Source organism: Dehalobacterium formicoaceticum, assembly GCF_002224645.1.
Taxonomy (GTDB): Bacteria; Bacillota; Dehalobacteriia; order Dehalobacteriales; family Dehalobacteriaceae; genus Dehalobacterium; species Dehalobacterium formicoaceticum.
The window spans coordinates 869,501-894,788 of record NZ_CP022121.1 but is presented as its reverse complement, the minus strand read 5'-3'; the positions used below and the strand labels follow the sequence as shown (position 1 = coordinate 894,788).

Sequence of the window (25,288 nt, the reverse complement as noted above, 5' to 3'; positions counted from 1 at the left end):
TTTTTTGCTTTCAGAAAGGATAAATTTTAAGGTTGAAAGTGTTTTCTTGATACTTTATGATAAATTTGAAAAATCCAGGGTGGCAAAATAATCCTCCAAAGTCTCCCCGCGGCGAATCAACTCCACCTTGCCGTCGGGTTTAAGCAATAATTCCGCAGAACGTAATTTGCCGTTATAATTAAATCCCATGGCATGGCCGTGTGCCCCCGTATCATGGATGACAATAATATCTCCGATTTCAATTTCCGGCAGCGCTCGATCAACGGCAAATTTATCATTATTTTCACAGAGAGAACCGGCGACATCATAAATATGATCCAAAGGCCAATTTTCTTTCCCCATCACGGTAATATGATGGTAAGCACCATAGATGCCCGGCCGCATTAAATCAGCCATACAGGCATCCAAACCAACGTATTTTTTATAAATGTCTTTTTTATGCCTGACCTTGGCAACTAAGAATCCATAAGGCCCCATAATCATTCTGCCGCTTTCCATGGCAAGGGTGAGGGGATCTAAACCATTGGGGACAATTTTTTCTTCATAAGCCCGGCGGATACCTTCCCCCACATAAGACAAGTCTACGGCATTTTCTTCCGAGCGGTAAGGTATGCCGATACCGCCTCCCAGGTTGATATACTCTACTTTGATGCCCAGTTTCTGATAAATTTCCAGGGCTAGGTCAAACATCATATGGGCCGTCCCGATGAAATAGTTAGGATCCAACTCATTAGAGATGACCATGGTATGAATGCCAAAGCGGTCAGCTCCCTTATTTTTCATGATTTCAAAAGCCTGAAAAATTTGTTCCCTAGTAAGACCATATTTAGCATCCTCCGGTTTACCAATAATGTCATTGCCCCCTTCCCGCAAATTTCCAGGATTATAGCGAAAAGAAATCAACTCAGGAAATCCGGCATGGCGTTCCAAGTATTCAATGTGGCTCAGATCATCTAAGTTAATAATTGCCCCTAATTCGATGGCCTTCTGAAATTCCTCCGGCGGCGTATCATTAGAGGTAAGCACAATATCTTCTTTTTCCATTCCTGCTCTTTCCGCCAGGATTAATTCCGCCAGGGAGCTGCAGTCCGCGCCGAAGCCCTCCTCCTTCAAAATCTTTAAAAGATGGGGATTCGGTGTAGCTTTCACGGCAAAATGTTCTTTAAATCTTGGGGCCCAGGAAAATGCTTGTTTTAATCTTCGGGCATTTTCTCTGATTTCTTCTTCCACATAAAGATGAAAAGGAGTTCCAAACTCCTCAATTATTTTTTCCAGCTGTTCTTTCGTAAATGGTAAATTTTTTCCCATCATCATCAATCCCCCTGATTATTATATTATCTTCGGTGAAATTTGTCCCAGGTTCAGTCATCATGAAAGCAAAATGTATAAAACAAAAACGATTATGAACTCAACCATCATAACCGCTTGAAAGAATCCATCTTAATCTTAGTTATTATCCCTAAAATCAGAATCATTGTCAATAGTAATATCCCCCCATACCCTCACAAGGGGCGGTTCTTCCTGCTTGCTAATCTCATCGTTGTTTTCAACCAAAAGAACATAACCACCTCAGCTTTCCTTACACTTGTGCTTCCTCTTTAGGGAATAAACAACCGGCGAAGTATTCAATAATCTCCCGACGTCGAATAATCCCAATAAAGACCCCAACATCATCTACTACTGGGACAAAATTCTGCGTAATAGCTAATGATAACAGATCCTCCACTCTTGCGTTAATCTGCACCGGCTTATTTTGAATTCTTCGGGGAATATCTTTTAAAAGGACTTTTTCTGTGGCTTCCAAATTACTGCCAAGAAAACCTTTTAATTTCCACAGCAAATCGCCTTCTGTGATTGTGCCTGCATATTTCCCTTCTTTGTCAATGAGGGGTACAGCGGTGTAGCCATGATATTCCATGCGTTCCAAAGCCTGCCGCATTGTGCATTCAGGGGACAGAAAAGCAATCTCACTTTTAGGCGTCAAGAAAAAAGCGATATTCATTATCATTACCCTTTCCATATCTGTTGTTAATCTTGTAATTAATTTTCCACACAAATAAAAAAAATCCTGCCCTCCCGCTGTGTATACTTATTTATCAAAAGAAGACCGGGTATAGATTCCGGTCTTCTTTTCCTTCAAAGTCTGATAAACAGAGCACTGGTATTCGTGACAGATAGTTATCGGATAAACTTTTTTACTTTAATATAATTTGTATTTCTCTTGAAAATAATATCCCACTTCTCGCAATATCTTAAAAGATTGATCGACACTTTTCGTCCCGTCAGCATTCACCAGACAACAGCGGGAAGGTGCGATCCATGAACGATCCAGAATCAGTTCTTTATCGACCCCGGAGGATACCAGATAGTCCCAAAATCCTTCCAATTTGCCCGCTAATTTTTGGATATTCTCCTGACTTAATTCTTCCGTTAAGGTGGGCACGAGGCCCCAGGATATGATCCCGCCTTCTTTAAGAAAAGCAGCTACCTCATCTCGGTAACGGGTAAATACATGTCCCCAGGAATAAGCATCCATCGACAGGATATCCAACCCTAAACCGCTGATCAGAAAAGACCAGTCCGGGTTCCCGCAAAGATGCACCCCCCGGGGACCCTCCACCCCGTCTAAGAATTCCGCAAAATCCTTTTTGGCACTGTCGCTGGAATAACCGGTAAAAGGACCGAAAAGGATCTGCAGTCCCGGTTCATCTAACCAAACAAAAGTATTTTCATTTTTTGCCTTTAATTGCCGATACTGAGCATTAACTTTCTGAGCAATAAATTCATAAAGAAAGCCTCGAACCTCATCATTATAGATAATCGGTTTTTTATCCTTATCAACAATTTTCAGCCCGAAACTGATCGGCCCAATATTTTGTCCCCTAATCATTTTATATTTTGTTAAATCCTGGGCCAAAAAAGTATCAAAGGTCTGGGAGTATTTCCCGGTAAGATGGAAATAGGCTTCATCCTGACTTTCATCCAAATAGAGAGGCAAATCATTCATAAATCCATCCATATCTAAAGTAATACGTTGATTTTTTTCATCAACGATTATGCCTGGGAAATTTTCACTGACCTGTACGTACATGTCTTCATAATAACTAAACTTAGGTAACTGGGGCCAAAAAGGAATATCCAAAGACAGAGCCAATTTCATTGCAGGTTCAATTTCTTTATGGGGCATAATTCCCATGGCCGTCGTCATACAGTTTCCCGGCAGTTTGATCTTAGCCATACGATCCCTCTTTTCTTAATTACATACCCGCCTGCTGCTTGCTTCTTCGCGTATGAAGTCACTAACCTTCTTGCTCCTTAAATATTCAATTGCAAACTGATTTAATTGCTGGGGCATACCACCAAATATACAATCCTTAAAGAGACATTTCCGGTGGTTCATAGGACATTCTGACATTTCAAGGGGTCCCTCAATTTCCTGAAAGATCTCCAATAGGGTAATCTCATGGGCAGGTTTTAATAAGCCAAAACCACCCTTAGGACCGCGTTGGGAATATAAAAATTCGGCGCGCACCAATCTTTGCAGAACCTTGACTAAATGTGCCTCCGAACACCCTGTTGCTTCAGCAATCTCCTTAGAATTAACAACTTCTTTTTCTTGCTTCGCAATATAAATCATGCTATGAAGAGCTAAAGACACCATCTCGGAAATATGCACGATACCTGCCATAAAACCACCTTTTCTTTCTCAAACTCTTCCTCCCGATCAATACAATTTCATATGGAGAAGGGATAATAGGAACCTTCCTATTATCCCCATGATATTACTAAATTAAATCAGCTTTTTCATATCTTCTTCGACAGTTGAAATCCCTGAGATGCCGAATTTTTCTACCAGCACGGAAGCTACATTGGGGGACAAGAAAGCCGGCAGAGTAGGTCCTAAATGGATGTTCTTCACGCCCAGATAAAGCAGGGCCAGGAGAACAATCACAGCCTTTTGCTCATACCAGGCAATGTTATAAGCAATAGGCAGTTCATTTACATCATCCAAACCAAAGACTTCCTTCAGCTTCAAGGCGATAACTGCCAGGGAATAGGAATCGTTACACTGACCGGCATCCAATACCCGGGGAATGCCTCCGATATCGCCTAGGTTCAGCTTGTTATATTGATATTTTGCACAACCGGCAGTCAAAATCACCGTATCCTTTGGCAGCTGGGCGGCAAAATCCGCGTAATAACTCCGGTTTTTCATTCTTCCGTCGCAACCGGCCATGACGACAAATTTTTTAATTGCGCCTGATTTAACGGCGTCAACAACTTTATCTGCCAAAGCTAATACTTGATTATGAGCAAAACCGCCCACAATCTCACCAGATTCAATTTCGGTAGGCGGAGCACATTTCTTGGCATGTTCAATAATCGCACTGAAATCTTTAGCCTGCCCGTCAGGACCGTCCTCAATATGCTTGACGCCCGGGAATCCTACAATACTGGTGGTATAAATCCGATCCTTATAGGAATCCTTAGGGGGAATAATGCAGTTGGTGGTCATCAAAATCGGGCCGTTAAAGGAGGCAAATTCCTTATCCTGTCTCCACCAGGAACCACCATAGTTACCGGCAAAATGGCTATATTTTTTGAATGCAGGATAGTAATTAGCAGGAAGCATTTCTCCATGGGTATAAACATCTACCCCGGTGCCTTCCGTTTGTTTTAAAAGATTTTCCATATCCAGTAAATCATGCCCGCTGATTAGAATCCCGGGGTTGTTCCTTACACCAATATTTACCTTGGTGATCTCAGGATGGCCATAGGTTTCCGTATTGGCTTTATCCAGGAGAGCCATAACGTCTACGCCGTGTTTACCCGTATCTAAAGTAAGGGCAACCAATTCATCAGCACTCAAGGAATTATCCAAAGTCGCCGCTAAAGCACTTTCTATAAAACCCATTAAATCCTGGTCTTTGTAACCCAGCACATATGCATGCTTGGCATAGGCTGCAATTCCTTTTAATCCGTAAGTAATCAGCTCTCTTAAGGATCTGACATCTTCATTTTCCGTAGCAAGAACACCTACAGCTTTCGCTTTCTGGTCAAAATCCGCCTCAGTTGTCCCCGTCCAAAGAGCTGCATCAGGTAATGCTTCTAATTTCACTCCAGCCTTTTCTACAGCATTTTTAACCTGATCTCTCATCGCCAAAGCTTTCTTTATTTGTTCTAAAAAGAAGGCTCGATCAAAATTGACATTGGTAATGGTAGAAAATAAACTTTCCATGACAAATTTATCTGCTTCTTCGTCAATGATATTAATCTTGCGGCCTTCCGCAGCATAAACGGAAATCCCTTTCAAAACATAGATTAAGAGATCCTGCATATTAGCAACTTCTTCCGGTTTGCCGCATACCCCTCTGACGGTACAACCCTGGTTTTTCGCGGTCTCTTGACATTGAAAACAAAACATACTCAATGGAAGCCCTCCCCGTTTCTTTATTTTATAGTCCCATTGTAGTATTTGAATACCTAAATGTCAATATGTTTTTTAAAATTTTTTTCGCAATCGATCCAAGCTATTTTTATTGCTTTAAATGGGATTTACATCAGCATTCTATGATATAATCAAATGATTAGAAAACTTGGTTTGCGCCAAGCCCTAGGATGAGGCGGAAGCCTTAGTTGCACTATATACTTTCAACCTTAAAAACTTATACTTTTTGAAAGTATAAAAATGAAATAAAAATGCTATGGAGGAGGCAAAAATATGTTGGATGAAAAAATGAAAAAAATAATTGATGAAACCGGCAGAATCCGCCGAAGCACAATCGAGAATCTTTTTGCCCTTCAGGAAGAGCTGAGAAACGCCGGGTACAGCAGTTCTTTAGATGTCAGCACCAACTGGTTATTAGTAGAACGAACGATCCAAGTTGATAAGACCATGAACATCTATTGGGAAAACGAAGGGCAGAAATATACCGGTGTTGCTCATTGGTATGAAGACCTCACAGAAAAGCACATTAGTTTCACTAGCGATGATGGCCAACAGGTATTAGACCGTATCGACTTTGAAGATTGTGCCATCGGTGTGATGCTGGAAGATATCTGGCAGGACATTACCGACAGAAAGGGTGATGTCACAGACTTTGATCTGAAGTGAACAAATTTATCTTAAGCTGAACATCGGGGCTTTAGATGGGGAAGTGAGCGTCTTGGAATTTAAAAAACAATGGCTGTCCATCAGCCATTGTTCTATTTCTTATGATTCTTTTTCCTCCGCTTCCGTAAGATTTTTTTTCGGCAAACGACCAGATTTTATTAAGGCGGTTCTCAGAAGATATTCCATATGGGCATTCACGCTGCGCAGCTCATCCGCGGCCCAGCCTTCTAAGGCGTTATAAAGAGCAGGATCAATTCTTAATAAAAAACTTTTTTTCTGAGCCATGGCAAACCCTGCTAATAAAGACTTCCGGTGTTGATAACCGGTTGAGCAGAGCGGTCGGAGATAATGGTCACCATTAGATTATTAATCATGTTCAATTTTCTTTCCTCATCCAGCTCAATGATCCCATCCTTCTCCAATTGAGCAACAGCCATTTGGGCCATCCCCACGGCGCCGTCTACAATGATCTGCCGGGCGGCCAATATGGCGGATGCCTGTTGGCGCTGCAGCATAGCACTGGCAATCTCTGTAGCATAAGCCAAGTGTGTCAGACGGGCTTCCAGGACCTCAACCCCGGCCACAGAAAGACGTTCTTGTAATTCCAAAGCCAATTCCCGGGCCACTTCCGCCCCATTGCCGCGCAGGGAGTATTCCTCACTGTGAAAGGTATCATAAGGATATTTGGTGGCCACATGCCGAAGAGCCGTTTCACTTTGGATCTCGACAAAGGTTTCATAATTATCCACATCAAATACAGCTTTGGCAGCATCAACCACTTTAAAAACCACCACCGCAGCAATTTCAATCGGATTTCCATCCACATCATTCACCTTTAATGTCTTTGAGTTAAAGTTACGCACCTTCAAAGATACAGTTTTCCGTAAATGGAAAGGGATAACAAACCAAAACCCGGCATCTTGCACACAACCCATATAGCGGCCAAAAAAAGTGATCACTTTTGACTGATTAGGCTGGACCATCATAATCCCGCCGGCAATCACCAACGCTAACAAGGTAAAAATACTTCCCAGAATAAATCTCATCCCCACAAAAGAATAGACCGCCCCGGCTGCCAAGCCGATAAATAACAACACCGCCACAAAACCATTCATTTTCCACGCCGGATACTCATTCATTACATCGCCCCCACTATATTAATATTATATTATTATGATATCACTTTGTAATCAATTTGTCGATGTAAATATTGACCATCCGACCAAAATTAAAAAGAGAGAACCTTGCGGTTCCCTCAAAAATTTAAAAATCCTTTTTATTCGGTTTTTGCGGAGCATTCTGCCTTCGGCCCTGGGGTTTTTTATAGCCCCGGTTTCCATCCCATTTACGGTGATGATCTGATCGGGTATTAAAATTGCGCTGCTTTTTAACGCGCAAGGGTGCTTCCTCGGTAATCTTCACCGGGGTGGTGTTGGGTTCCTTGGTCAAGAGCTTTAAGGCAGCGGCAATCAATGTTATTGAATCATTATCCGCCAAAAGCTCTTCGGCCAGTTCCCGATAGGATGTAAGATCCTCTTCTTCGATCACACTGAGTAACTTTTCCACTGTCTGCTTTTGCTGGCCAACCACCACCTCTAAAAATGTGGGAATTGGTTTACGGTCAATCCTTTTCCGAATTGCCTGTTCGATTAATCTTAACTGCCCCATCTCCCGGGGCGTGACAAAAGTCACCGCCAAGCCGGATTTTCCTGCCCGGCCGGTTCGTCCTATACGATGCACATAGCCTTCCGGGTCCTGAGGAACATCAAAATTGTAGATGTGAGTAACGCCGGGAATATCCAGACCCCTTGCCGCCACATCAGTAGCCACCAGAATTTCTGTTGTCCCTTCCCGAAAATGCCGCAGCACGCTGTCCCTCTTAGATTGGTTCAGGTCACCGTGCAGGCCTTCCACTGAGTAGCCCCGGGTATTCAAGGCTTCACACAATTCATCAACCCGCCGCTTCGTGCGGCCAAAAATAATTGCTGACTCAGGGGACTGAATATCTAATAATCGGCATAAAAGGTCAAATTTTTGGCGTTCCTGCACCTCGATATAATACTGTCTGGTGTCCGGAACCGTTACCTCTTTATTTTTAATGCTGACAAGAGTGGGATTGATCATAAATTGCTGTGCCAAAGTTTGAATAGGTTTGGGCATAGTGGCAGAAAAAAGTAGGGTTTGTCTTTCAGTGGGAACCTCTTTTAAGATATTTTCGATATCTTCAATAAAGCCCATGTTCAGCATCTCATCCGCTTCATCCAGAACGACGATTTCCACATTATGCAAACGGATGGTTCTTCTGCGCATATGATCCATTAAACGCCCCGGCGTACCCACAATAATCTGAGGACGATTCTTCAATGCTCGAATTTGATAATTGATGTCCTGTCCTCCATAGATCGGCAGAGCACGAACACGTTTAAATTGACCGATTTTGTTTAATTCTTCCGCCACTTGGATGGCAAGTTCCCTGGTAGGAGCTACTACCAAGCCCTGGATATATTCCGGTCCCGAGGTCATTTTTTCCACCATAGGAATCCCAAAGGCGGCTGTCTTCCCGGTTCCTGTTTGGGCCTGTCCGATTACATCCTCCCCTTTTAATGCCAGGGGAATCGTTTGTGCCTGTATGGGTGTAGGTTCTTCAAAGCCCATATTGATGGTCGCTTTGATTACAGCCTCACTAAGTCCGATTTCGTTAAACATGTCTATAAATTCATCCTTCTTCCTTCTAATCTATTATTTAATCTATTTTATACAATGATGCTTTGCCTCATATGATGCCCATTAATATAAAAACTGATGCTTACTCAAAGTATTTGAAAACTTGGCATGTTCCAAGGGGAAGCCTTAGTTGTACTTAAAATTTCTGAAAGTATAAAAAAGGGCTTTCCTGAACTCGGAAAAGCCCTTCCCCGTATACAACAATATCAAATTAAACCAGCGTTACATTCGATGCTTGAGGTCCACGATTTCCTTCAACGATATCGAATTCTACCTTTTGACCTTCATCCAGTGTCTTAAATCCGTCTTTTTGGATGGCTGAAAAGTGAACAAAAACATCGCCGCCTTCGTTACTTTCAATAAAGCCAAATCCTTTTTCCGCGTTAAACCATTTTACAGTTCCTTGCAATTTAAAATCCTCCCTAACAATCTTTCATTTTATTACATTAAAAAACAACTTCACAAAACCTAGCTATGTTCCCGAGCTGCTTTTTAACATGCTCTTAATATTACCACAGATTGATATATAATTGCAAGAAATTGCTGGTAATTTATTTAAAAATTGATCCGATCCTATTTCAGCAGTTCCGACATTGCTGCTCCGGTAGCCTTTTGGAGCTCTGATACGGGCAGTTGGATCTGAAATCCAATTTTACCGCCGCTAACGATAATCTCCCCCAAATCCATGGCCTCCCGGGCCAAGAAAGTAGGATAAGATTTTTTCATCCCGATGGGCGAACATCCCCCTCTGATATAACCTGTTAATTTTTGTATATCTTTCACAGGTATCATTTCAATTTTTTTCTCACCGGCTGCTGCTGCAGCTTTTTTTAGATCAAGCTCTCCTGCCACCGGGATGATAAAAACATAGATGTTCTTGCTATGACCTTCAGTTACTAAAGTTTTATAGACCATCTTAGGATCTCGTCCTATTTTCTGGGCCACAGATATCCCGTCAACCTTACCATCACGACTATCGTAGCTCATTCCTTGATAAGGTATTCCATTTTGATCAAGAATACGCATGGCATTGGTTTTCGCCTGAGCCATCATTTCCCACTCCCCTAAAATATTAATACTTCAATCGATGATCTCATAACTGCTGATGATGAACGGCATATTGAGATGGCCCAAAACCCGTTCCAAAAGTACCCCTTCCCGTTTGGGATAAGAAGCACCATAACTGGCTCTGATAGCGGCAGTAATAAATTGCACCCCCCGGTCCAAAGCAATGGGCAGATTATCACCCTGGAGCAAACTTCCTACCAGCACACTGGTAAAGGCATCACCGGTGCCGGGATAATGGGCTGGAATATACACACAGCTTACCTTCCAATAACGATCATCCTCACGATTATAAGCGATCACATGGGTGGTTTTGGTATCCTCGCATGCAGGTGCACTGGTGATCACCACTTTTTCCGGACCCATCTGAGATAATTCATAAAGCCATCTTTTAAGATCCTTGATTTTAATATTTAAATCATAGGGTTGATCCAAAAGATAGGCGGCTTCGGTAAAATTAGGGGTAATGATATCCGCTTTTTGTACCAATTTTTTCATTTCTTCCTTCATGTCTACAGTCATGGTACTGTAAAGATGGCCATTATCCCCCAGCACAGGGTCGACCACAACCAAGGTATCCGGATTATTGCCAAAATCATCGATGAATTCAGAAATGATACCGATTTGTCTCGAGGAGCCAAAAAATCCGGTATAAATACAATCGAAATCTAACTTCAATCGTTTCCAATGTTCAAAAAACCCGGGTAAGTAATCCGTGAGATCCACAAAGGAATACTTTTCAAACCCCCCTGTATGGGTTGACAATACTGCTGTGGGTACAGAACAAACCTGAATCCCCATCGTTGATAATATTGGCACCACCACCGATAAAGATGACCTGCCAAAACCAGATAAATCATGGATTGCTGCTACTCTTTGTACAGATCTTTTGTTCATATCTCTCCCCCTATATGATTCCTTGCTCTTTCAGCCACTGGATCATCATTTCCCGTGCAATAGGAGCAGCCTGCTTTCCCCCGGTTGATCCGCTATATTCTAATATCACGGCTACAGCAATCTGAGGATCTTCCGCCGGAGCAAATCCAATGAACCAGGTGTGCTCTTTTTCATCATCAGCTGCGCTTAATTCATTTTGTGCTGTCCCGGTTTTACCGCCGACACCAATCCCGGAAATTTTCGCGTTTCTCCCCGTTCCATTATCCACCACGTTGACCATCATTTCTTCTACCTGGTCGGCAAAATCAGCCTCGGCCAGGCGATAAAAGGCATTGGGTTCCTGTTTTTTGACGACAAAGCCATTGGCACTGACCACCTTATCAACTAAATATGGCTGCATCACCACGCCATGATTTGCAATACCGCCGGTGATCATGGCCATTTGTAAGGGAGATACCAGGATCTTACCCTGGCCAATAGCTACAGCTGCCTGATCCGTTTCACTCATATTTTGATAATTAAAACGGCTGGAGCTGACAGGAACGTCAAAAGAAATATTTTTGCCCAAGCCCACTTCCTGAGCCAAATCCTTAAGATTTCCCTCTCCCAATGCTACCCCCAGGGAAGCAAAATAAGTATTACTAGAAACGGCTAAAGCTCTTTCCAAATCCAAGGAACCATAAGCCGTACCTCCATGGTTTTCAATTTTTTTACCATCAATAATGATACTGCCCTGATCATAAAAGTCCTTCAGGTCCAATCCTTTTTCCAAAGCCTTTAAGCTTACCGCAACCTTAAAGGTAGATCCCGGCACATATAGCCCTTGAGTGGCACGGGGAAGAAGAGGATTTTCTTCAGATTCGATCAATTTGCTCCAATTATCATTCAAGCTTGTATTACTGGGATCAAAATCCGGTTTACTGACCAAAGCCAAAACTTCCCCTGTCTGGGGCTGAAGGGCAACCACTGCCCCATTCCGATTACCCAGTAATTCGGCTGCTCGTTTCTCCAATTGATGATCCAGAGTCAAATGCAGGTTGTGACCCACGCTTTTCGTACCCGTGATCTTGTCCCTTAAATCGGTTACCGGGTTTAAGGGATTGATATTTAATAATTGTTCATTGTATTTAGCTTCCAACTGTGATTTACCATAAGAGATAGAATTATAACCGATGATGTGACTATAAAGGGCACCAAAAGGATAGCTGCGTATTTGCGTTTCCCCATCCATCTCACTTTTTGCCAAAACAACCCCTTTACGATCGAAAATGGTTCCCCGCAAGGTTTTATCCTCCCTGGCCCATTGACGGCGATTGTAGGAACTGGCAATAATATTCTCCTTGCTAAAAAGTTCGAAATAAGTTAGATAACCAATTAAGGTCATAAAGAGGATGCTCATTAAAATAAAAACATTAATTGTCCTTTTCTGCTGTTGCAGCTTCCGGGACTTTTTCTTCATCTCTTTCATATAGCTCCTCCTCTTCCATAAATTTGGACGAAGAAATACTCTGAAGAATCCCTAAGGCAAGAAAACTGGTTATTAAAGAACTCCCCCCATAGCTGACAAAAGGCAAGGTGATACCCGTTAGGGGTATCAATTTAATGACACCTCCAATAATGATAAAGGTTTGAAAACCAAACATCAAGGAAATGCCCAAGGCAATGTATTGATGAAAGGAATTCTTCAGCCCTAAGGAAATTTTTATACCTCGATAGACCAAAATAAAATACAACAAAAGGACAGCGACTCCGCCAAAAATCCCCATCTCTTCACAAATAGCGGAAAAAATAAAATCTGTGTGTACTTCCGGAATATATTGGGGCTGGCCCAATCCAAGACCGGTGCCCCAAAAGCCACCGGATCCAATGGCAAAAAGAGATTGGGCAATTTGATAACCCTTTCCTGCTACATCAGACCAGGGGTTAAGCCAGGCTGCAATCCGCACTTGGACATAATGAAGGGAGGAGGCTCCGATGATACCTCCGAAAAATAATAAAGCGCCGTTCAGGTAGAAAAACTTCCGATCTTCTTCATAAATATAAACCATAGTTAAATAAATCAAAAGCAGCACCAGGATGGTTCCTAACTCCCTTTGCAGCACCAATAATCCCATTTGGAAAAAAGCCAGGCCCATAAACACCCACTTGCTTTCCACGCTGATCTTTCTTCGGAATACTTTTAAATTGTTAAGAGCCAACTTATCAGGATGGGCATAATAGGCGGCAATAAAAAAAATAAAGACCAATTTCATTACTTCCGATGGCTGAAAGCTGAAATCGCCGATAAAAATCCAGTTGGTAGCCCCTTTCACCTCACTGCCAAAAAACATGGTCAAAAGGAAAAGGATCAGCGAAAATACCGGATAGAGATAGAGCAGGCGCTCCCAAAAATTGATCTTACGGTAAATAAAGGAGGCAATAAAAAAAACCACATTGCCCAATACAAACCAAATAATTTGTTTCCCGCCCAATACCGGATCGAGACGAAAAATCATAATAATCCCCAGTGTGCTTAACATGGAGACAATCATAAAAAGAATTTCGTCTTCGAATTTCAAATTAATCACGAAAATGTTCGCCAAATAGATAATGAAAACCATCACCCCGCCGGCGATAAGAATTTCCCGGTTTAATGGCTTTTGATATAAATATAACAGTCCAAAGGCAATCACATTGATCAAGGCAATAATATTGACCGGACTTTGATATTTTTTGAGCAGGGGCATGAACCATCACCTCATTTTTGTTCCGTTACAAATAAAAATTCCAGCTGGCCAAAAGAAATTTTATCCCCATTCTTCAGGATGGAAGGCCCGGAAACCGGCTGACCATTAAGCAAAGACCCATTCTTACTCCCTAAATCCTCAAGATAATATATCCCTCCGGACTGCCAAATACGCCCATGTTCACTGGAGATAAAGGGATCTTTCAGTACAATTTCATTTTTGGGGGAGCGGCCGATAATATTTTTATCCCTAAGATTATAGGTTTCTTCCACCTTAAATCCTAATTGTTCCCGACGATTGATCAGCTTGAGATAAGGCTGATCCGATGCGATAGGAGAAGGGCCGCGCTGCATAACAGAGATATCCAAATATATGAGCCGGGCAATCCAAAAGATAAATAAATAAATGAGAACTGTAAAAACATATTTCAGCAGGGAAGAAATTAATTCAAAAATGGTCCTCACCCCGTTCTTTGATATTATCAAAATAATAACACGTCTTAGAAAGAATTATACACATTATTTACAAAAATAAAAACAGCGGGTATCTTTTGATGATACCCGCCTGATCAATTTCCCTTTCATCGGCACCACATTTAAGCGGTTTCTTATTCCCCGGCTGCTCCGCCTTCTTCCGTCTCTTGGGATTCCTCTTCTTCCATCACGTTCTCCTTCTTAGCCTTAATAATCCCATAGACTTCATCTTCCGGATCGTTATTTTTTATCTCCTCATCCAACCCAAAGTCTCCATAAGTAATGGTATCTCCTAGTTCTTTCTCTGATACATCAATGACAATTTGATTGGGTAAGATATTCATTTTGCCGATTACTTCTACTTCCGGTTTCATAGGCTGGACGACAAAAAACCTTTTTTCCAATTCTTCCACACCGATGAAGGTGATGGGTAAAAGCATCTTAACCTCCTGATCCTGGGATACCATTTGCACATCAATATGTAAGATTTTATCTTCTACAGGATGTTTTTGGACATCTTTAATAAAACCAAATTTTTGCTGATTATTAAGGTCTACCCATATTTTGGCATTATGGCCATATTTGGTCAAGACCTTTCTCAAGGGAGGATCCTGGAAACTGACCGGGATAGCTTCTTCCCCTTTACCGTAAAGAATCCCGGGAACAAGACCCTTCGCCCGCGTTGCTTTCGGTTTTCCTGTCCTGCTTTCAGCTTGCAAAATAATTTTTTCCATTATACATAAACTCCTTTCATCATGAGGCTAAAATCATCGAAATAGTTTGAAATTATAACCATTATACATTATTTCCTCTTTTTATTCAAATAATAAGCACAATCCCAGATGAAAGGCAGGTAAGAAAATGGCGAAAGCAGGAATGCGCAGACCCGATCCCGGGGAGCCTCATGGTACGGAAAGCAATAAGAAAATGCAGCGGAATAAGAATGAGTTTGGTCCTGTTCCGGAAATTCAGGGAAAAGCAAAAAAAGGGCATGTCAAAGCCGGTCCTGTTACGGAGGTGGAAAATAGTGACTAAAGACAGCCAGCCGGACAATAAAAAAGCCAGAAAAGAAAAAAGCAATGGGCAAACCCCACTGACCAGAGAGGCACAAAACCATAATTCCAATACAAAAAAACAGTCTATTCCCCGAAATGATGTTTAAGGATTTTTTTCTTCCTTAAAAGCTGTTAAAATAGTAGCAAACAATCAAGCAAAGGAATATTCAATGAGATGAAGCAAATCAATCAACATGTCATTGTGGTGGGAGGCGGGGCTTCAGGAATGATGGCAGCCATTACCGCCCGAAAGCATGGAGCCAAAGTCACCCTCTTAGAAAGAAATCCGCGGGTGGGCAAGAAAATCCTCGCCACAGGAAACGGCCGGTGCAATTACACCAATATTAAGACCGATGTTTGCTGCTATCAGGGAAATAACCCTCAGTTTGCTCAAGAAGCGCTGACGCTTTTTGACGCAGCAAAAACCATTGAGTTTTTTGAAAAACTAGGCATCGCCCACAAAATCGAAGACCTGGGAAAGGTTTTCCCCAGATCAGATCAAGCCTCCAGTGTATTGGATGTGTTGCTGTACGAACTGCAATCCCTTTCAGTAGAGATCCTTTGTGATGCTTATGTGGTGGAAATCAGGAAGAAAAAAGGTTCATTTATCGTGAAGTTAAAAGAAGGAAAGACCCTTTACGGAGACCGGGTGATATTGACATCAGGAGGCAAGGCGATGCCTTCCAGCGGCTCTGACGGAAACGGTTATCAACTGGTCCAGGAACTGGGCCACACTTTAACACCCATCTTTCCCGGCCTGGTACAATTAAAACTGTCCGGGAATTTCTTCAAACAGATCGAAGGAGTTAAATTTGTTGGCACAGCGGAGGTTATACAACAAGAAAAAGGGACGGCTAAGGATAGGGGAGATATCCTGTTTGGCAATTACGGGGTCTCCGGACCCCCTATATTGCAAATCAGCAGGAAAGCCGGTGAAATGCTTCAAAAAAACCAGGAAGCACAGCTGAAGCTTTCCATCATCGATGATCTTTCAAAAGCACATTTGACCAAGCTCTTAACAAAGCGTTTCCGCAACAGCGGGGCAAAAACCATCTCCTTCAGCCTGGTAGGTCTGATCAACAAAAGATTAATTCCTGTCATCTTGAAAGAATCCGGCATCAAAGATTTGAATGTTCCCGCTGCCACCATCTCTCTTCATGAAGCGGAGAAAATTGCCGGTTTATTGACCGATTGGAGGTTTATGATTACAGGAACCAAGGGTTGGCCCCACGCTCAGGTGACGGCGGGAGGTATTAATACCCAGGAAATAGACCCCGAGAGCATGGAATCAAAAATCGTCCCCGGCTTGTTTTTTGCCGGTGAGATCATAGATATTGATGGCATGTGCGGTGGCTTTAATCTCCAGTGGGCCTGGTCTTCCGGCTTTGTTGCCGGTCGTCAGGCAGCCATTCAGTAACCATAGAAAAAAGAACGACAGGACACTGTCAGCCTAAAGGTGACCATGCCCTGTCATTCTGCTTTCCTGTCTTCCATGCTTTCCTGTCTCGCTTTCCTGTCTATTTCCCGGTTTCCTATATATAAATAAGCTCCAACGAACCTTTATCAACATCCACCTAACATGAATCGCCACTTGTGTATCCTCATCAGCCACATTTTCATAAGCCCTTCATCTTCCAGGTTATCTGGTTACTCATAGTCTGCTTCAGTCCAACTTAATTTCTGCTTTATCCAGGTAAAATCTTTTAAACTCTTCCCATCTAAAGCTTCCATTTTGTTAAATCTGCTGCAACCTAAGTACCAGGCCTAATCGATCTTCGAATCCATGATTCTCGGTACTTACAACAAAGTGTAATGTTTCGTTTCCGTTTGTATCCATGCAGGTTTTCCGTCTTAGGAATTCCTTGGAGCTTGCTTAAATATTACTACATCCATCTTTAATACGTCAATTTTGAAATAAGCGCAAATTTCGCTCTTATTATCTGATTTATCTGTTTTAATTTATTATCTATTAAATTTACATCCGTTTTTAAGCATTCTTGATTAATTCCATAACTCTAACAAATTGGTTGCCGAAATACCTCCTTCCTTCATCAACTTTTATGGTATAATATATCTGATTGTCCTGAAAATATGTATATCTAAAAGTTATTATTCTGCTTGCAGGAGGTTATGAAATTGCATTTCATTACGATTTCAAGACAAACGGGCAGCTTAGGGGAAGAGATTACGGAACTACTGGCAAAAAAATTGGATTTACCCGTTATTTCCCGGGATATGGTAATGAACCAGTGGCTACCGGAAGTAGCAAACAGTCATGAGCTTCATATGTTAGCGGAAAGTCCGGGTTTTTACCTGAATATGACGGAACAAGGTATTACCTTTGCCCAATATTTGGAACAGAAATTGGCTGATTTTATTGAAAAACAACCTTCCATTATCGTCGGATTGGGAGCACAAATTATTTTTGCTCAACATCCTTCCGCACTTCATGTGCGCATTATAGCCTCTCAGGAGGTGCGCACCAAAAGAATTATGGTCTCCCACAGCCTGGAAAAGAAAGATGCGGAAAGGTTTCTGGAACTCTCTGACCGCAAACACAAGCGATATATTTCTACCCTTTATCAAAAAGATTGGTCCGACCCGGGCCTTTACAATTTAACATTAAATACAGATGATTTTCAGATCGACGAAGCCGCATCTTTGTTACACTATTTGGCTATTAATAAACAGGATGCCCTTATCCCCGGAGAGCAGGAAGAAGGCCAGGCATCCAAGCCAATTATTTTTAAGCACCCTTCGGAGGAGGAATTTGCCAAAATACTTAATATGTATAATTTAGATTGGGAATATGAGCCCAGAACCTTCCCGATTGAGTGGGATGCAGAAGGAAACGTGAAGATGGCCTTTTCTCCGGATTTTTATTTGACAAAATACGATACCTATATTGAGCTGACCACGATGAATCAGAAATACGTTTCTGAGAAAAAGAAAAAAGTAGCCTTGCTCAAAAAGCTCTATCCCGGAACCAATATTAATATCGTTTTCAAAAACGATTATTACACCCTCTTAAAGAGGTTTGGGCTGCAAAAAGGAGTTGAAGAAAAATGAGTTCGCCAGATGGGATCGGCAAAGTAATTTTCACGGAAGAGCAGATTCAACAGCAGATTAAGCAAATGGCAGATCAAATTAATCAGGACTATCAGGGGATGGAATTGATAATTATCTGTATCTTAAAAGGCTCTCTATATTTTACGGCAGATTTAACACGCCTTTTAACCATCCCCTTGAATGTGGATTTTCTCTCCATCGGTGTATCTAAAGAAGCCGGCGGCAACCCAGGCGTGGTACGCATCACCAAGGATCTTGATCTTAGCTTGACAGGTCGCCATGTGCTATTAGTGGAAGATGTGATTGGCACCGGCCTGACTTTGGGATATATTTGCCAGCACCTGGAAAGCGGGAAACCCGCCAGTCTGAAAATTTGTACCCTCTTGGATAATCCGGCAGAGCGGCTGATCAATATGCCCATCGCATACCGGGGGTTTTTGATGCCGGATGTCTTTGTCGTTGGTTACGGTCTTGATTATCAGGAAAAATATCGTAATTTGCCTTATATTGCAGAATTTCGCCCTAACAATTTCCATAAATAGAGGATTCAGGAAACAGCTGATCTTCTTCGGCTCAAAACCAGCTCGGGCATCCGGTTCCGAGCTTTTTTATTAAATCTTTCCGGAAAACAAACTTGTATACAATATTCTCCTCCTGAGGAGTTGCTAAATGCGTTTTATTTCAATATAATTTTCCATATAACTAAAATAATTAAATGAAAGGAATTGAAGATCCTAAATGGCACAGATGAACGAAAATTATTTAAAGCTGCCGGGCAATTATCTTTTTTCAGAAATTGCGCGGAGAGTAAACGAATTTAAGAATAACAACCCTGAAGCCAATATCATCAGATTAGGTATCGGGGATGTTACCCGCCCTTTGCCCCAGGCTGTGGTGGAAGCTATGAAAAAAGCAGTAGACGAAATGGGACAGCCGGAAACTTTTCGCGGTTATGGCCCGGAACAGGGATATGATTTTCTTTTAGAAAAAATTGTGGAACATGATTTTACCTCCCGGGGTATCAATATCTCACAAGATGAAGTTTTTGTCAGTGACGGAGCCAAAAGCGATACGGCTAATTTCCAGGAGCTCTTTGGTACCGGTAATATCCTGGCGGTAACCGACCCCGTCTATCCCGTTTATGTAGACAGCAACGTGATGGCTGGACGCACCGGTTTCATCAAGGAGAATAACCAGTTCGACAAAATTGTCTATCTCCCTTGCACGGAAGAAAACGGGATGAAACCATCTCTGCCTACGGGCAAAATTGACATGATTTATCTTTGCTTTCCTAATAACCCTACCGGGATGACATTAACAAAGGAAGAACTGAAAAAATGGGTGGATTACGCCCGGGAACACAAATCCATCATCTTATTTGATGCGGCTTATGAAGCTTTTATTCAAGAAGAGGGTGTGCCCCACAGCATCTTTGAAATTGAAGGTGCCAGAGAAGTTGCCGTAGAATTCCGCAGTTTCTCCAAGACAGCGGGCTTTACCGGGACCCGATGTGCATACACCATCGTGCCCAAAGATGTAAAAGTTTTTGATACTAAGGGCGAAGCCCATAGCCTGAACCCCTTATGGCTGCGCAGACAGACCACCAAATTCAACGGAGTTTCCTATCCGGTGCAGGCAGGGGCCGCTGCCGTCTTTTCCACCGAAGGTCAGCAGCAGGTGAAGGAAAATATTACATACTATATGGAAAACGCCAAGATCATCCTTAACGGTCTGAAAAATGCCGGTTATAAAGTATTTGGGGGGACAAATGCACCCTATATTTGGCTCAAAACTCCGGACAACATGGGATCATGGGAATTTTTTGATAAATTGATGCATGAGGCTAATGTTGTGGGAACACCCGGGGCAGGTTTTGGCGCTAACGGTGAAGGCTATTTCCGCTTAACTGCTTTCGGAACCAGAAAAAACACGGAAAAAGCCGTCGAAAGAATCATTACCAAAATGTAATGGGATTATAAAGAAAAATCGCGGAAAAAATGATAATACCCTACATATTTGATAAACAAAGAAGTTCTTTATGCAAAGACCATGCCGAAATAATTTCAGCATGGTCTTTGCATGGGGGCGTTCCCGTCTTACCAGATTCAACCGGGTATCTAATTGTGCCCTTATTTATGATAAGGATGACCCGCATTAATCTTAAAACAGCGATATAATTGTTCTAGCAAAATCAGGCGCATCAATTGATGGGGATAGATCATGCGGCCAAAAGAGAGTCTGAAATCCGCTTGCTCAAGTAAAAAATCCGCCAGGCCTACCGATCCGCCTATCAAAAAAGTTAAATCACTTTTCCCTTGCACTCCTAAATTATGTATCTTGGCCGCCAATTCTTCCGAAGAAAGATTTTTGCCCCTCACGTCCAGAGCAATAAGATAAATTCCTTCTTTCAGATGCCTGCTGATTCTCTCCCCTTCCTTATCTTTAATCAGCTTTATTTCTGTTTCCGAAGCATTTTCCAAAGTTTTCTCATCAGATACTTCAATAATTTCCACTTTGGCGTGGGGCGTAAGTCTTTTTAGATATTCATGAATGCCCTCTTTTAAATACTTCTCTTTCAATTTGCCCACGGCAATAATTTTAATATGCACACTATCTCCATTCCATTAAGATCCGTCGTCTTTCATTGAGTTATTATTGTTCCAATTCCTCCAGTTTCACAGAAAGCTCCACTCTCTGTCCATTTCTTATCACGACCAAGGGAACAGTATCTCCCACCTTCTTGGCAAAAATCTCATTTTGCAGATCGAAACGGTTGGTAATCTTCTGACCGGAGATCTCGATAATGATATCATAGCGCCGCATTCCAGCTTGGGCTGAAGGCCCCCCCGGCTGAGGATCGATTAAAACTCCATAATCTACGCCCAGATCATTGTATTCCGCCAGTTCCTTATCTACATCCCGTACCATATAAACACCTAAGGCCGGGCGAATCACTTTTTTGTACTGAATCAAATCCTGCACAATGTTCTGTACCGTATTGGAGGGGATGGCAAAACCCATCCCTTCAAAACCTTCCCGGGCAATCTTAATACTATTGATGCCGATCACTTTGCCCTGGATATTGACCAAGGCGCCGCCGGAATTACCCGGATTGATCGCTGCATCCGTTTGAATTAATCTGAACTGCAACCCTTCATCAGTGATCAACAAACGATTCAAACCACTGATAATTCCCTGGGTAACAGAACGGGCAAAATCAGCGCCCCCGGGGTTGCCAATAGCGATGGCTAATTCCCCTACTCTTACATCATCGGAATTCCCAAAACCAGCCACCGTTAAATTTTTTTCATTAATCTTAATGACCGCCAAATCCGTTCTGGCATCCGTTCCTATGACATCCGCCGAAACCTGACGTCCATCAGCCAAACTGACAACAAGTTTTCGAGCCCCTTCAACCACATGGTTGTTGGTGACAATATAACCTGCTCCATCAAAGATCACACCGGAACCGGTACCTTGTTCCACCTCCCGTTCACCCTGAAAAAAATCGGAATAAATATCCAAGTTGCTGATGCCCACCACTGCGGGACCGATCTTTTCTGAAATAGTCACAATAGCCGTCTTATCGGTGAGATCCCCGGCCGGGGGAATCACGATTTCCGGAGTCCTTGTTGCTCCATCCGGTGCCTCCTCTTGTTCAAAATAGCCCAAGGACTGAGCACCGCTTAAAGCAACCAATCCTCCTAGGACCGCGCAGATCAGCATCAGAATAATGTAAAACAGAACGCCGCGCCGTCTCTCAGACTGATATTCATTAAAATAGCTCATGAATTTCATCCCTCCTCCTGTATTGTATTGTGCCATTTGGTACTTCCGGCTATGCCTAAAGACGTTTAATTTTAATCAACGAATGTGTTTGATACCGGGGTGCCACCGTCAAGGCAATCTTATCCAAAATGTCTGCCTGAGCCAAAGTATTTGCTACTGAATGATATGCTGCTTCCGGGGTATTATTAACCTCACTGAGGTGAGATAGAATCACATGCTGGGTGTTCCCGGTGATCATGTCCTTTAAGGCTTCTCCCGCCGTATGATTGGATAAATGCCCTTTATCACCGCTAATCCTCTTTTTTAAATGAAAAGGATAGGGCCCCTTAACCAGCATTTCTTCATCATGATTCGCTTCAAAAAAGATGGCATTTGCCCCTGCCAGGGCTTTTTTCATTCCTGAGGTAATACATCCTGTATCTGTCGCTATGCCGACCTGATCTTCCCGGTGGTAAAACACCATGCCCACCGGCTGGATGGCATCATGGGAGGTTTTAAAAAAATCGACTTTCAAATCACCAATTTCCAAGCCGTAATCAAATTCCTTTTGATTGTATTCGGCAATTTTTCCGATGCAGGTTAATTCCTGCCAGGTTTTGGGGGAGGCATAAATAGGAATATCATAGCGCCTGGATAAGACGCCCAGCCCTTTTATGTGATCAATATGTTCATGGGTCACTAACAATGCCTGGATCTCTTTAATATCAATATTGATCGAGTCCAATGCCTGCATAATTCTCTTGCCGGAGGAGCCGGCATCAACTAAAACCTTGGTATTGCCCGTACCAACATAGATACAATTACCTGAGCTTCCGCTAAACAGAGTCGCACATTCCATTAATCAGCTACCTCTCTTAGAACCTCTTGCCTATTGCCTCTAGCTTCTTGCTTCTTGTATTGCCATTCCATTGATCAATTGCCTCTTTTCATATCATTTCTTATTAATTATCCATAAAAAAGAAAATTCCTTTTAAATAAAAAAATTTCATGGCGCACAAATACAGCTCTATCATGAAAAAAATCGCCGCAGCGATTTTTATAATCTTATACTCTTTGTACATCAGCGCCTAAGGAGCATAGCTTCTCTTTTAAATGAAAATATCCACGGTCAATAAGCTCCAGATTATTAATCTCGCTCACACCCTCACCGGCAATGGCTGCCAATACTAAGGCTGCCCCAGCTCTTAAATCCAAAGCCTTTACAGAGGCACCCATCAGCTTTTCCGCTCCTTCAATAACTGCCATACGACCTTCCAATGTGATTTGGGCACCCATTCTTTTTAATTCATCGGCCAATTGGAGCCGATTCTCAAAAACATTTTCCGTAATCATACTGGTACCCTGAGCCAAGGCTAAAAGGGCCATCATTTGTGATTGCATGTCCGTTGGAAATCCTGGATAGGGAAATGTTTTAACATCTGCGGCTTGAATAATCTTCGGTCCAACCACCAAAACCTCATTGTCTCTTTCTTCAATATAGGTGCCCACCTCTTTTAGTTTGGCTATCATCGGCTTTAAGTGGGTAAGGATTACGTTTTCCACCAGAACATTGCCCTCCGTCATAGCTGCACCCACCATAAAGGTACCGGCTTCAATACGATCAGGTATAATGCTGTAATGGGCTCCTGATAAATGCTTGACGCCATCAATACGGATCACATCTGTACCGGCTCCCCGCACCTTGGCACCCATAGCATTGAGGAAGTTGGCCATATCCACTATTTCCGGCTCTTTAGCAGCGTTTTCCAGGATGGTCTGCCCCTCAGCCCGCGTAGCGGCGATCATGATATTCTCCGTGGCACCCACACTAGGGAAATCAAGGTAAATCCGGGCACCATGCATATGATCAGCGCTTCCTTGAATATAACCATGTTCAATGGACAGATTACAGCCCAATTGATTCAAACCTTTAATATGCAAGTCCATAGGCCGGGAGCCGATTTGACATCCCCCGGGCAGGGAAACCTTTGCAATACGTTTACGCGCCAAAAGTGCGCCCAAAAGCAGGTTTGAGGCTCTGAGACTTTTCACCTGGATGTAGGTTGCTTCATGGTCAATATCATCCGGTACCGTAAGGCTCAGGGTCTCTTCTCCCAGCCATTTCACGTTGGCGCCCAGGGCAGCAAGTATTTTTGTTAAGATAACTACATCTCCGATGGGCGGGACATTCTCCAATATCGTTTCCCCTTCTCCTAAGAGAGAAGCAGAAATAATGGCCAAGGCGGCGTTTTTCGCTCCACTAATCCTCACCTTGCCCTCCAACCGGGAAGGCCCCTTAATAATCAGTTTAGACAATCATAATCCCTCTTTCAACATTTTCTCTACGGATTCGACTTCTCTTTATATATTCGACTGAGGTTCTCTTATTCCTGCCTTAAAAACTGGGCTTCAAAATCTTTCATAGTACATCCAATGCTATTCAAAAAGGCCTGATCCATGCTTTGACCATGACCCAGTTCTTGCAAGACTTGATTTAAAGGACCTTCCCCATAGGTTTGGACAAAGAAATCTACCAAGGCTAAGGATTGGCGGTAAGCCACACTCTGATTAGGCAAGAGATCGAATTTATCGTCCATATCCCCTAAAGGATAAAAGGCCTCTGTCCCTGTTAAAGGCATTTCATAACCTGTGATTTCTCGTTCTACCCTTTGGGCGATTCCTTCCGTCAGCCAACGGGGATAATTGCCCCCAGCAAGATAATCCACAATAAAATGAGTATATTCATGGGGAATAGGACCTTCTGACTGAAATCTGGCTATCAGATCCTCTTCCTGAATCCATGCATTGGGAGATAAAACACGAATCACCCCTGCCCAATAGACGCCCATGGCTCGTTCATCCGCCGGCCAGCCAAAGCTTTTATTTAGGGCCAGATTATCAGGATATAAAATGATGGGAATTTTGATTCCCGGACTAAAACTCATACGCTCATTAACCGGTGCATAGGCCGCCTCCGCAGTTGCTAAAACCAGCTTGGCGACATTCTCGTCTCCTGGTTGAAAACGCAAAACAAAATTTCCCCCAGCTAATTCCTGCCAATGACGAGTCTCCCAATTCATAGAAATGCGGGCATATTCCCGAAACACCTTATATGTCATCACTTTCGGCAAATATGGATATTTGACAGTCAGAAAAATTACCACAATGATCGCTGCAATAATTCCCTTAATTAAAAACTTAACTCCACCGCCGGTATAGAAAAAGAGATCCCTGATCATGTCAACCCCTCCCCCTTGGGTGACACGGAATAATTCCGTTGTCTGCTTATTAATGTCTTTCTCTTTTTGCTAACCTTTATTATACTATAGATATGCCGATCCATCATTGGAAATTCTAACAATAAATCGCAAAGTACGGGAAAATATTAATGGCAGC

27 protein-coding genes are annotated in these 25,288 nt (G+C 42.6%); 7 read left to right on the top strand and 20 right to left on the bottom strand.

Translation table 11 applies throughout. The features are described from left to right. Positions 1-54: 54 nt before the first annotated feature. The 5 genes from lysA to hcp form a co-directional block, all read right to left on the bottom strand. Positions 55-1,311 (bottom strand): diaminopimelate decarboxylase, encoded by a 1,257-nt coding sequence (gene lysA, locus CEQ75_RS04440; RefSeq protein ID WP_089609252.1) that lies wholly within the window; start codon positions 1,309-1,311, stop codon positions 55-57. Positions 1,312-1,579: 268 nt separating this feature from the next. After that, positions 1,580-2,002, bottom strand: coding sequence for a CBS domain-containing protein (locus CEQ75_RS04435; RefSeq protein WP_089612503.1), 423 nt, complete (start codon positions 2,000-2,002; stop codon positions 1,580-1,582). Between the two features lie 198 nt (positions 2,003-2,200). Beyond that, on the bottom strand, positions 2,201-3,238 hold the full coding sequence (locus tag CEQ75_RS04430) for a uroporphyrinogen decarboxylase/cobalamine-independent methonine synthase family protein (RefSeq protein ID WP_198306637.1): 1,038 nt from the start codon (positions 3,236-3,238) through the stop codon (positions 2,201-2,203). Between the two features lie 15 nt (positions 3,239-3,253). After that, a complete protein-coding gene (locus CEQ75_RS04425) occupies positions 3,254-3,688 on the bottom strand; it encodes an RrF2 family transcriptional regulator (RefSeq protein ID WP_089609251.1) in 435 nt (144 codons plus the stop codon). Positions 3,689-3,790: 102 nt separating this feature from the next. Beyond that, entirely contained in the window at positions 3,791-5,431 is a 1,641-nt protein-coding gene (gene hcp / locus CEQ75_RS04420) for a hydroxylamine reductase (RefSeq protein WP_089609250.1), read from the bottom strand. 291 nt (positions 5,432-5,722) lie between these two features. Here hcp and CEQ75_RS04415 point away from each other — a divergent pair, with 291 nt between their 5' ends. Further along, entirely contained in the window at positions 5,723-6,115 is a 393-nt protein-coding gene (locus tag CEQ75_RS04415) for a hypothetical protein (protein ID WP_089609249.1), read from the top strand. Between the two features lie 99 nt (positions 6,116-6,214). On the opposite strand, the gene CEQ75_RS04410 is transcribed toward CEQ75_RS04415, so the two are convergent. The 10 genes from CEQ75_RS04410 to CEQ75_RS04365 form a co-directional block, all read right to left on the bottom strand. Next, positions 6,215-6,400 carry a type II toxin-antitoxin system antitoxin gene (locus CEQ75_RS04410; RefSeq protein ID WP_089609248.1) on the bottom strand — a complete coding sequence of 62 codons (186 nt, stop codon included), beginning with the start codon at positions 6,398-6,400 and terminating at the stop codon, positions 6,215-6,217. 11 nt (positions 6,401-6,411) lie between these two features. Then, positions 6,412-7,254, bottom strand: a complete 843-nt coding sequence (locus CEQ75_RS04405) for an SPFH domain-containing protein (RefSeq protein WP_089609247.1) — start codon at positions 7,252-7,254, stop codon at positions 6,412-6,414. 124 nt (positions 7,255-7,378) lie between these two features. Next, a complete protein-coding gene (cshA, locus tag CEQ75_RS04400) occupies positions 7,379-8,827 on the bottom strand; it encodes a degradosome RNA helicase CshA (protein WP_089609246.1) in 1,449 nt (482 codons plus the stop codon). A 223-nt stretch (positions 8,828-9,050) separates the two neighbouring features. Further along, complete coding sequence (locus CEQ75_RS04395; protein ID WP_089609245.1) at positions 9,051-9,248, bottom strand: cold-shock protein; 198 nt, start codon at positions 9,246-9,248, stop codon at positions 9,051-9,053. A 164-nt stretch (positions 9,249-9,412) separates the two neighbouring features. Beyond that, positions 9,413-9,889, bottom strand: a complete 477-nt coding sequence (gene ybaK / locus CEQ75_RS04390) for a Cys-tRNA(Pro) deacylase (protein WP_089612501.1) — start codon at positions 9,887-9,889, stop codon at positions 9,413-9,415. Positions 9,890-9,919: 30 nt separating this feature from the next. After that, positions 9,920-10,801: a pyridoxamine kinase gene (locus CEQ75_RS04385; RefSeq protein WP_089609244.1), complete on the bottom strand. Its 882-nt coding sequence runs from the start codon at positions 10,799-10,801 to the stop codon at positions 9,920-9,922. A 10-nt stretch (positions 10,802-10,811) separates the two neighbouring features. Continuing rightward, the gene (locus CEQ75_RS04380; RefSeq protein ID WP_242965374.1) at positions 10,812-12,269 is read right to left on the bottom strand and encodes a peptidoglycan D,D-transpeptidase FtsI family protein; all 1,458 of its coding nucleotides are present in this window, start codon (positions 12,267-12,269) and stop codon (positions 10,812-10,814) included. Further along, a complete protein-coding gene (locus CEQ75_RS04375) occupies positions 12,214-13,527 on the bottom strand; it encodes an FtsW/RodA/SpoVE family cell cycle protein (protein ID WP_089609243.1) in 1,314 nt (437 codons plus the stop codon). Before CEQ75_RS04375 ends, CEQ75_RS04380 begins: the two co-directional genes overlap by 56 nt. Before the next feature lie 11 nt (positions 13,528-13,538). Then, positions 13,539-13,880: an FHA domain-containing protein gene (locus CEQ75_RS04370; RefSeq protein ID WP_242965373.1), complete on the bottom strand. Its 342-nt coding sequence runs from the start codon at positions 13,878-13,880 to the stop codon at positions 13,539-13,541. Between the two features lie 254 nt (positions 13,881-14,134). Continuing rightward, positions 14,135-14,734, bottom strand: coding sequence for a 50S ribosomal protein L25 (locus tag CEQ75_RS04365; protein ID WP_089609242.1), 600 nt, complete (start codon positions 14,732-14,734; stop codon positions 14,135-14,137). A 127-nt stretch (positions 14,735-14,861) separates the two neighbouring features. Here CEQ75_RS04365 and CEQ75_RS18595 point away from each other — a divergent pair, with 127 nt between their 5' ends. From CEQ75_RS18595 to CEQ75_RS04345, 6 genes are all read left to right on the top strand, one after another. Continuing rightward, positions 14,862-15,035 carry a hypothetical protein gene (locus CEQ75_RS18595; protein ID WP_198306635.1) on the top strand — a complete coding sequence of 58 codons (174 nt, stop codon included), beginning with the start codon at positions 14,862-14,864 and terminating at the stop codon, positions 15,033-15,035. Beyond that, positions 15,028-15,162, top strand: a complete 135-nt coding sequence (locus CEQ75_RS19190) for a hypothetical protein (RefSeq protein WP_257913153.1) — start codon at positions 15,028-15,030, stop codon at positions 15,160-15,162. The genes CEQ75_RS18595 and CEQ75_RS19190 overlap by 8 nt, the downstream gene beginning before the upstream one ends. Positions 15,163-15,230: 68 nt before the next feature. Further along, entirely contained in the window at positions 15,231-16,472 is a 1,242-nt protein-coding gene (locus CEQ75_RS04360; RefSeq protein ID WP_089609241.1) for a BaiN/RdsA family NAD(P)/FAD-dependent oxidoreductase, read from the top strand. Positions 16,473-17,185: 713 nt separating this feature from the next. Continuing rightward, the gene (locus tag CEQ75_RS04355) at positions 17,186-18,124 is read left to right on the top strand and encodes a cytidylate kinase family protein (protein ID WP_420828406.1); all 939 of its coding nucleotides are present in this window, start codon (positions 17,186-17,188) and stop codon (positions 18,122-18,124) included. After that, positions 18,121-18,666 (top strand): hypoxanthine phosphoribosyltransferase, encoded by a 546-nt coding sequence (gene hpt / locus CEQ75_RS04350; RefSeq protein WP_089609239.1) that lies wholly within the window; start codon positions 18,121-18,123, stop codon positions 18,664-18,666. The genes CEQ75_RS04355 and hpt overlap by 4 nt, the downstream gene beginning before the upstream one ends. 196 nt (positions 18,667-18,862) lie before the next feature. Next, a complete protein-coding gene (locus CEQ75_RS04345) occupies positions 18,863-20,092 on the top strand; it encodes an LL-diaminopimelate aminotransferase (RefSeq protein WP_089609238.1) in 1,230 nt (409 codons plus the stop codon). Between the two features lie 161 nt (positions 20,093-20,253). On the opposite strand, the gene rlmH is transcribed toward CEQ75_RS04345, so the two are convergent. From rlmH to CEQ75_RS04320, 5 genes are all read right to left on the bottom strand, one after another. Further along, on the bottom strand, positions 20,254-20,733 hold the full coding sequence (gene rlmH / locus CEQ75_RS04340) for a 23S rRNA (pseudouridine(1915)-N(3))-methyltransferase RlmH (protein WP_089609237.1): 480 nt from the start codon (positions 20,731-20,733) through the stop codon (positions 20,254-20,256). Positions 20,734-20,776: 43 nt separating this feature from the next. Continuing rightward, positions 20,777-21,913, bottom strand: coding sequence for a S1C family serine protease (locus tag CEQ75_RS04335; protein WP_198306634.1), 1,137 nt, complete (start codon positions 21,911-21,913; stop codon positions 20,777-20,779). 55 nt (positions 21,914-21,968) lie between these two features. Further along, positions 21,969-22,751: an MBL fold metallo-hydrolase gene (locus CEQ75_RS04330; protein WP_089609235.1), complete on the bottom strand. Its 783-nt coding sequence runs from the start codon at positions 22,749-22,751 to the stop codon at positions 21,969-21,971. Positions 22,752-22,957: 206 nt separating this feature from the next. Beyond that, the gene (gene murA / locus CEQ75_RS04325; RefSeq protein WP_089609234.1) at positions 22,958-24,208 is read right to left on the bottom strand and encodes a UDP-N-acetylglucosamine 1-carboxyvinyltransferase; all 1,251 of its coding nucleotides are present in this window, start codon (positions 24,206-24,208) and stop codon (positions 22,958-22,960) included. A gap of 68 nt (positions 24,209-24,276) precedes the next feature. Next, entirely contained in the window at positions 24,277-25,131 is an 855-nt protein-coding gene (locus tag CEQ75_RS04320) for a peptidase MA family metallohydrolase (protein WP_089609233.1), read from the bottom strand. Positions 25,132-25,288: the final 157 nt, after the last annotated feature.

Coding starts and splice junctions, on each gene's coding strand:
- lysA (WP_089609252.1), bottom strand. CDS start 1,311: ATGATGGGAAAAAATTTACCATTTACGAAAGAACAGCTGGAAAAAATA.
- CEQ75_RS04435 (WP_089612503.1), bottom strand. CDS start 2,002: ATGAATATCGCTTTTTTCTTGACGCCTAAAAGTGAGATTGCTTTTCTG.
- CEQ75_RS04430 (WP_198306637.1), bottom strand. CDS start 3,238: ATGGCTAAGATCAAACTGCCGGGAAACTGTATGACGACGGCCATGGGA.
- CEQ75_RS04425 (WP_089609251.1), bottom strand. CDS start 3,688: ATGGCAGGTATCGTGCATATTTCCGAGATGGTGTCTTTAGCTCTTCAT.
- CEQ75_RS04415 (WP_089609249.1), top strand. CDS start 5,723: ATGTTGGATGAAAAAATGAAAAAAATAATTGATGAAACCGGCAGAATC.
- CEQ75_RS04410 (WP_089609248.1), bottom strand. CDS start 6,400: ATGGCTCAGAAAAAAAGTTTTTTATTAAGAATTGATCCTGCTCTTTAT.
- CEQ75_RS04405 (WP_089609247.1), bottom strand. CDS start 7,254: ATGAATGAGTATCCGGCGTGGAAAATGAATGGTTTTGTGGCGGTGTTG.
- ybaK (WP_089612501.1), bottom strand. CDS start 9,889: ATGGCTCAGGCGAAAACCAATGCCATGCGTATTCTTGATCAAAATGGA.
- CEQ75_RS04385 (WP_089609244.1), bottom strand. CDS start 10,801: ATGAACAAAAGATCTGTACAAAGAGTAGCAGCAATCCATGATTTATCT.
- CEQ75_RS04380 (WP_242965374.1), bottom strand. CDS start 12,269: ATGAAAGAGATGAAGAAAAAGTCCCGGAAGCTGCAACAGCAGAAAAGG.
- CEQ75_RS04375 (WP_089609243.1), bottom strand. CDS start 13,527: ATGCCCCTGCTCAAAAAATATCAAAGTCCGGTCAATATTATTGCCTTG.
- CEQ75_RS04370 (WP_242965373.1), bottom strand. CDS start 13,880: ATGCAGCGCGGCCCTTCTCCTATCGCATCGGATCAGCCTTATCTCAAG.
- CEQ75_RS04365 (WP_089609242.1), bottom strand. CDS start 14,734: ATGGAAAAAATTATTTTGCAAGCTGAAAGCAGGACAGGAAAACCGAAA.
- CEQ75_RS18595 (WP_198306635.1), top strand. CDS start 14,862: ATGGCGAAAGCAGGAATGCGCAGACCCGATCCCGGGGAGCCTCATGGT.
- CEQ75_RS04360 (WP_089609241.1), top strand. CDS start 15,231: ATGAAGCAAATCAATCAACATGTCATTGTGGTGGGAGGCGGGGCTTCA.
- CEQ75_RS04355 (WP_420828406.1), top strand. CDS start 17,186: ATGAAATTGCATTTCATTACGATTTCAAGACAAACGGGCAGCTTAGGG.
- hpt (WP_089609239.1), top strand. CDS start 18,121: ATGAGTTCGCCAGATGGGATCGGCAAAGTAATTTTCACGGAAGAGCAG.
- CEQ75_RS04345 (WP_089609238.1), top strand. CDS start 18,863: ATGGCACAGATGAACGAAAATTATTTAAAGCTGCCGGGCAATTATCTT.
- CEQ75_RS04335 (WP_198306634.1), bottom strand. CDS start 21,913: ATGAGCTATTTTAATGAATATCAGTCTGAGAGACGGCGCGGCGTTCTG.
- CEQ75_RS04330 (WP_089609235.1), bottom strand. CDS start 22,751: ATGGAATGTGCGACTCTGTTTAGCGGAAGCTCAGGTAATTGTATCTAT.
- CEQ75_RS04320 (WP_089609233.1), bottom strand. CDS start 25,131: ATGATCAGGGATCTCTTTTTCTATACCGGCGGTGGAGTTAAGTTTTTA.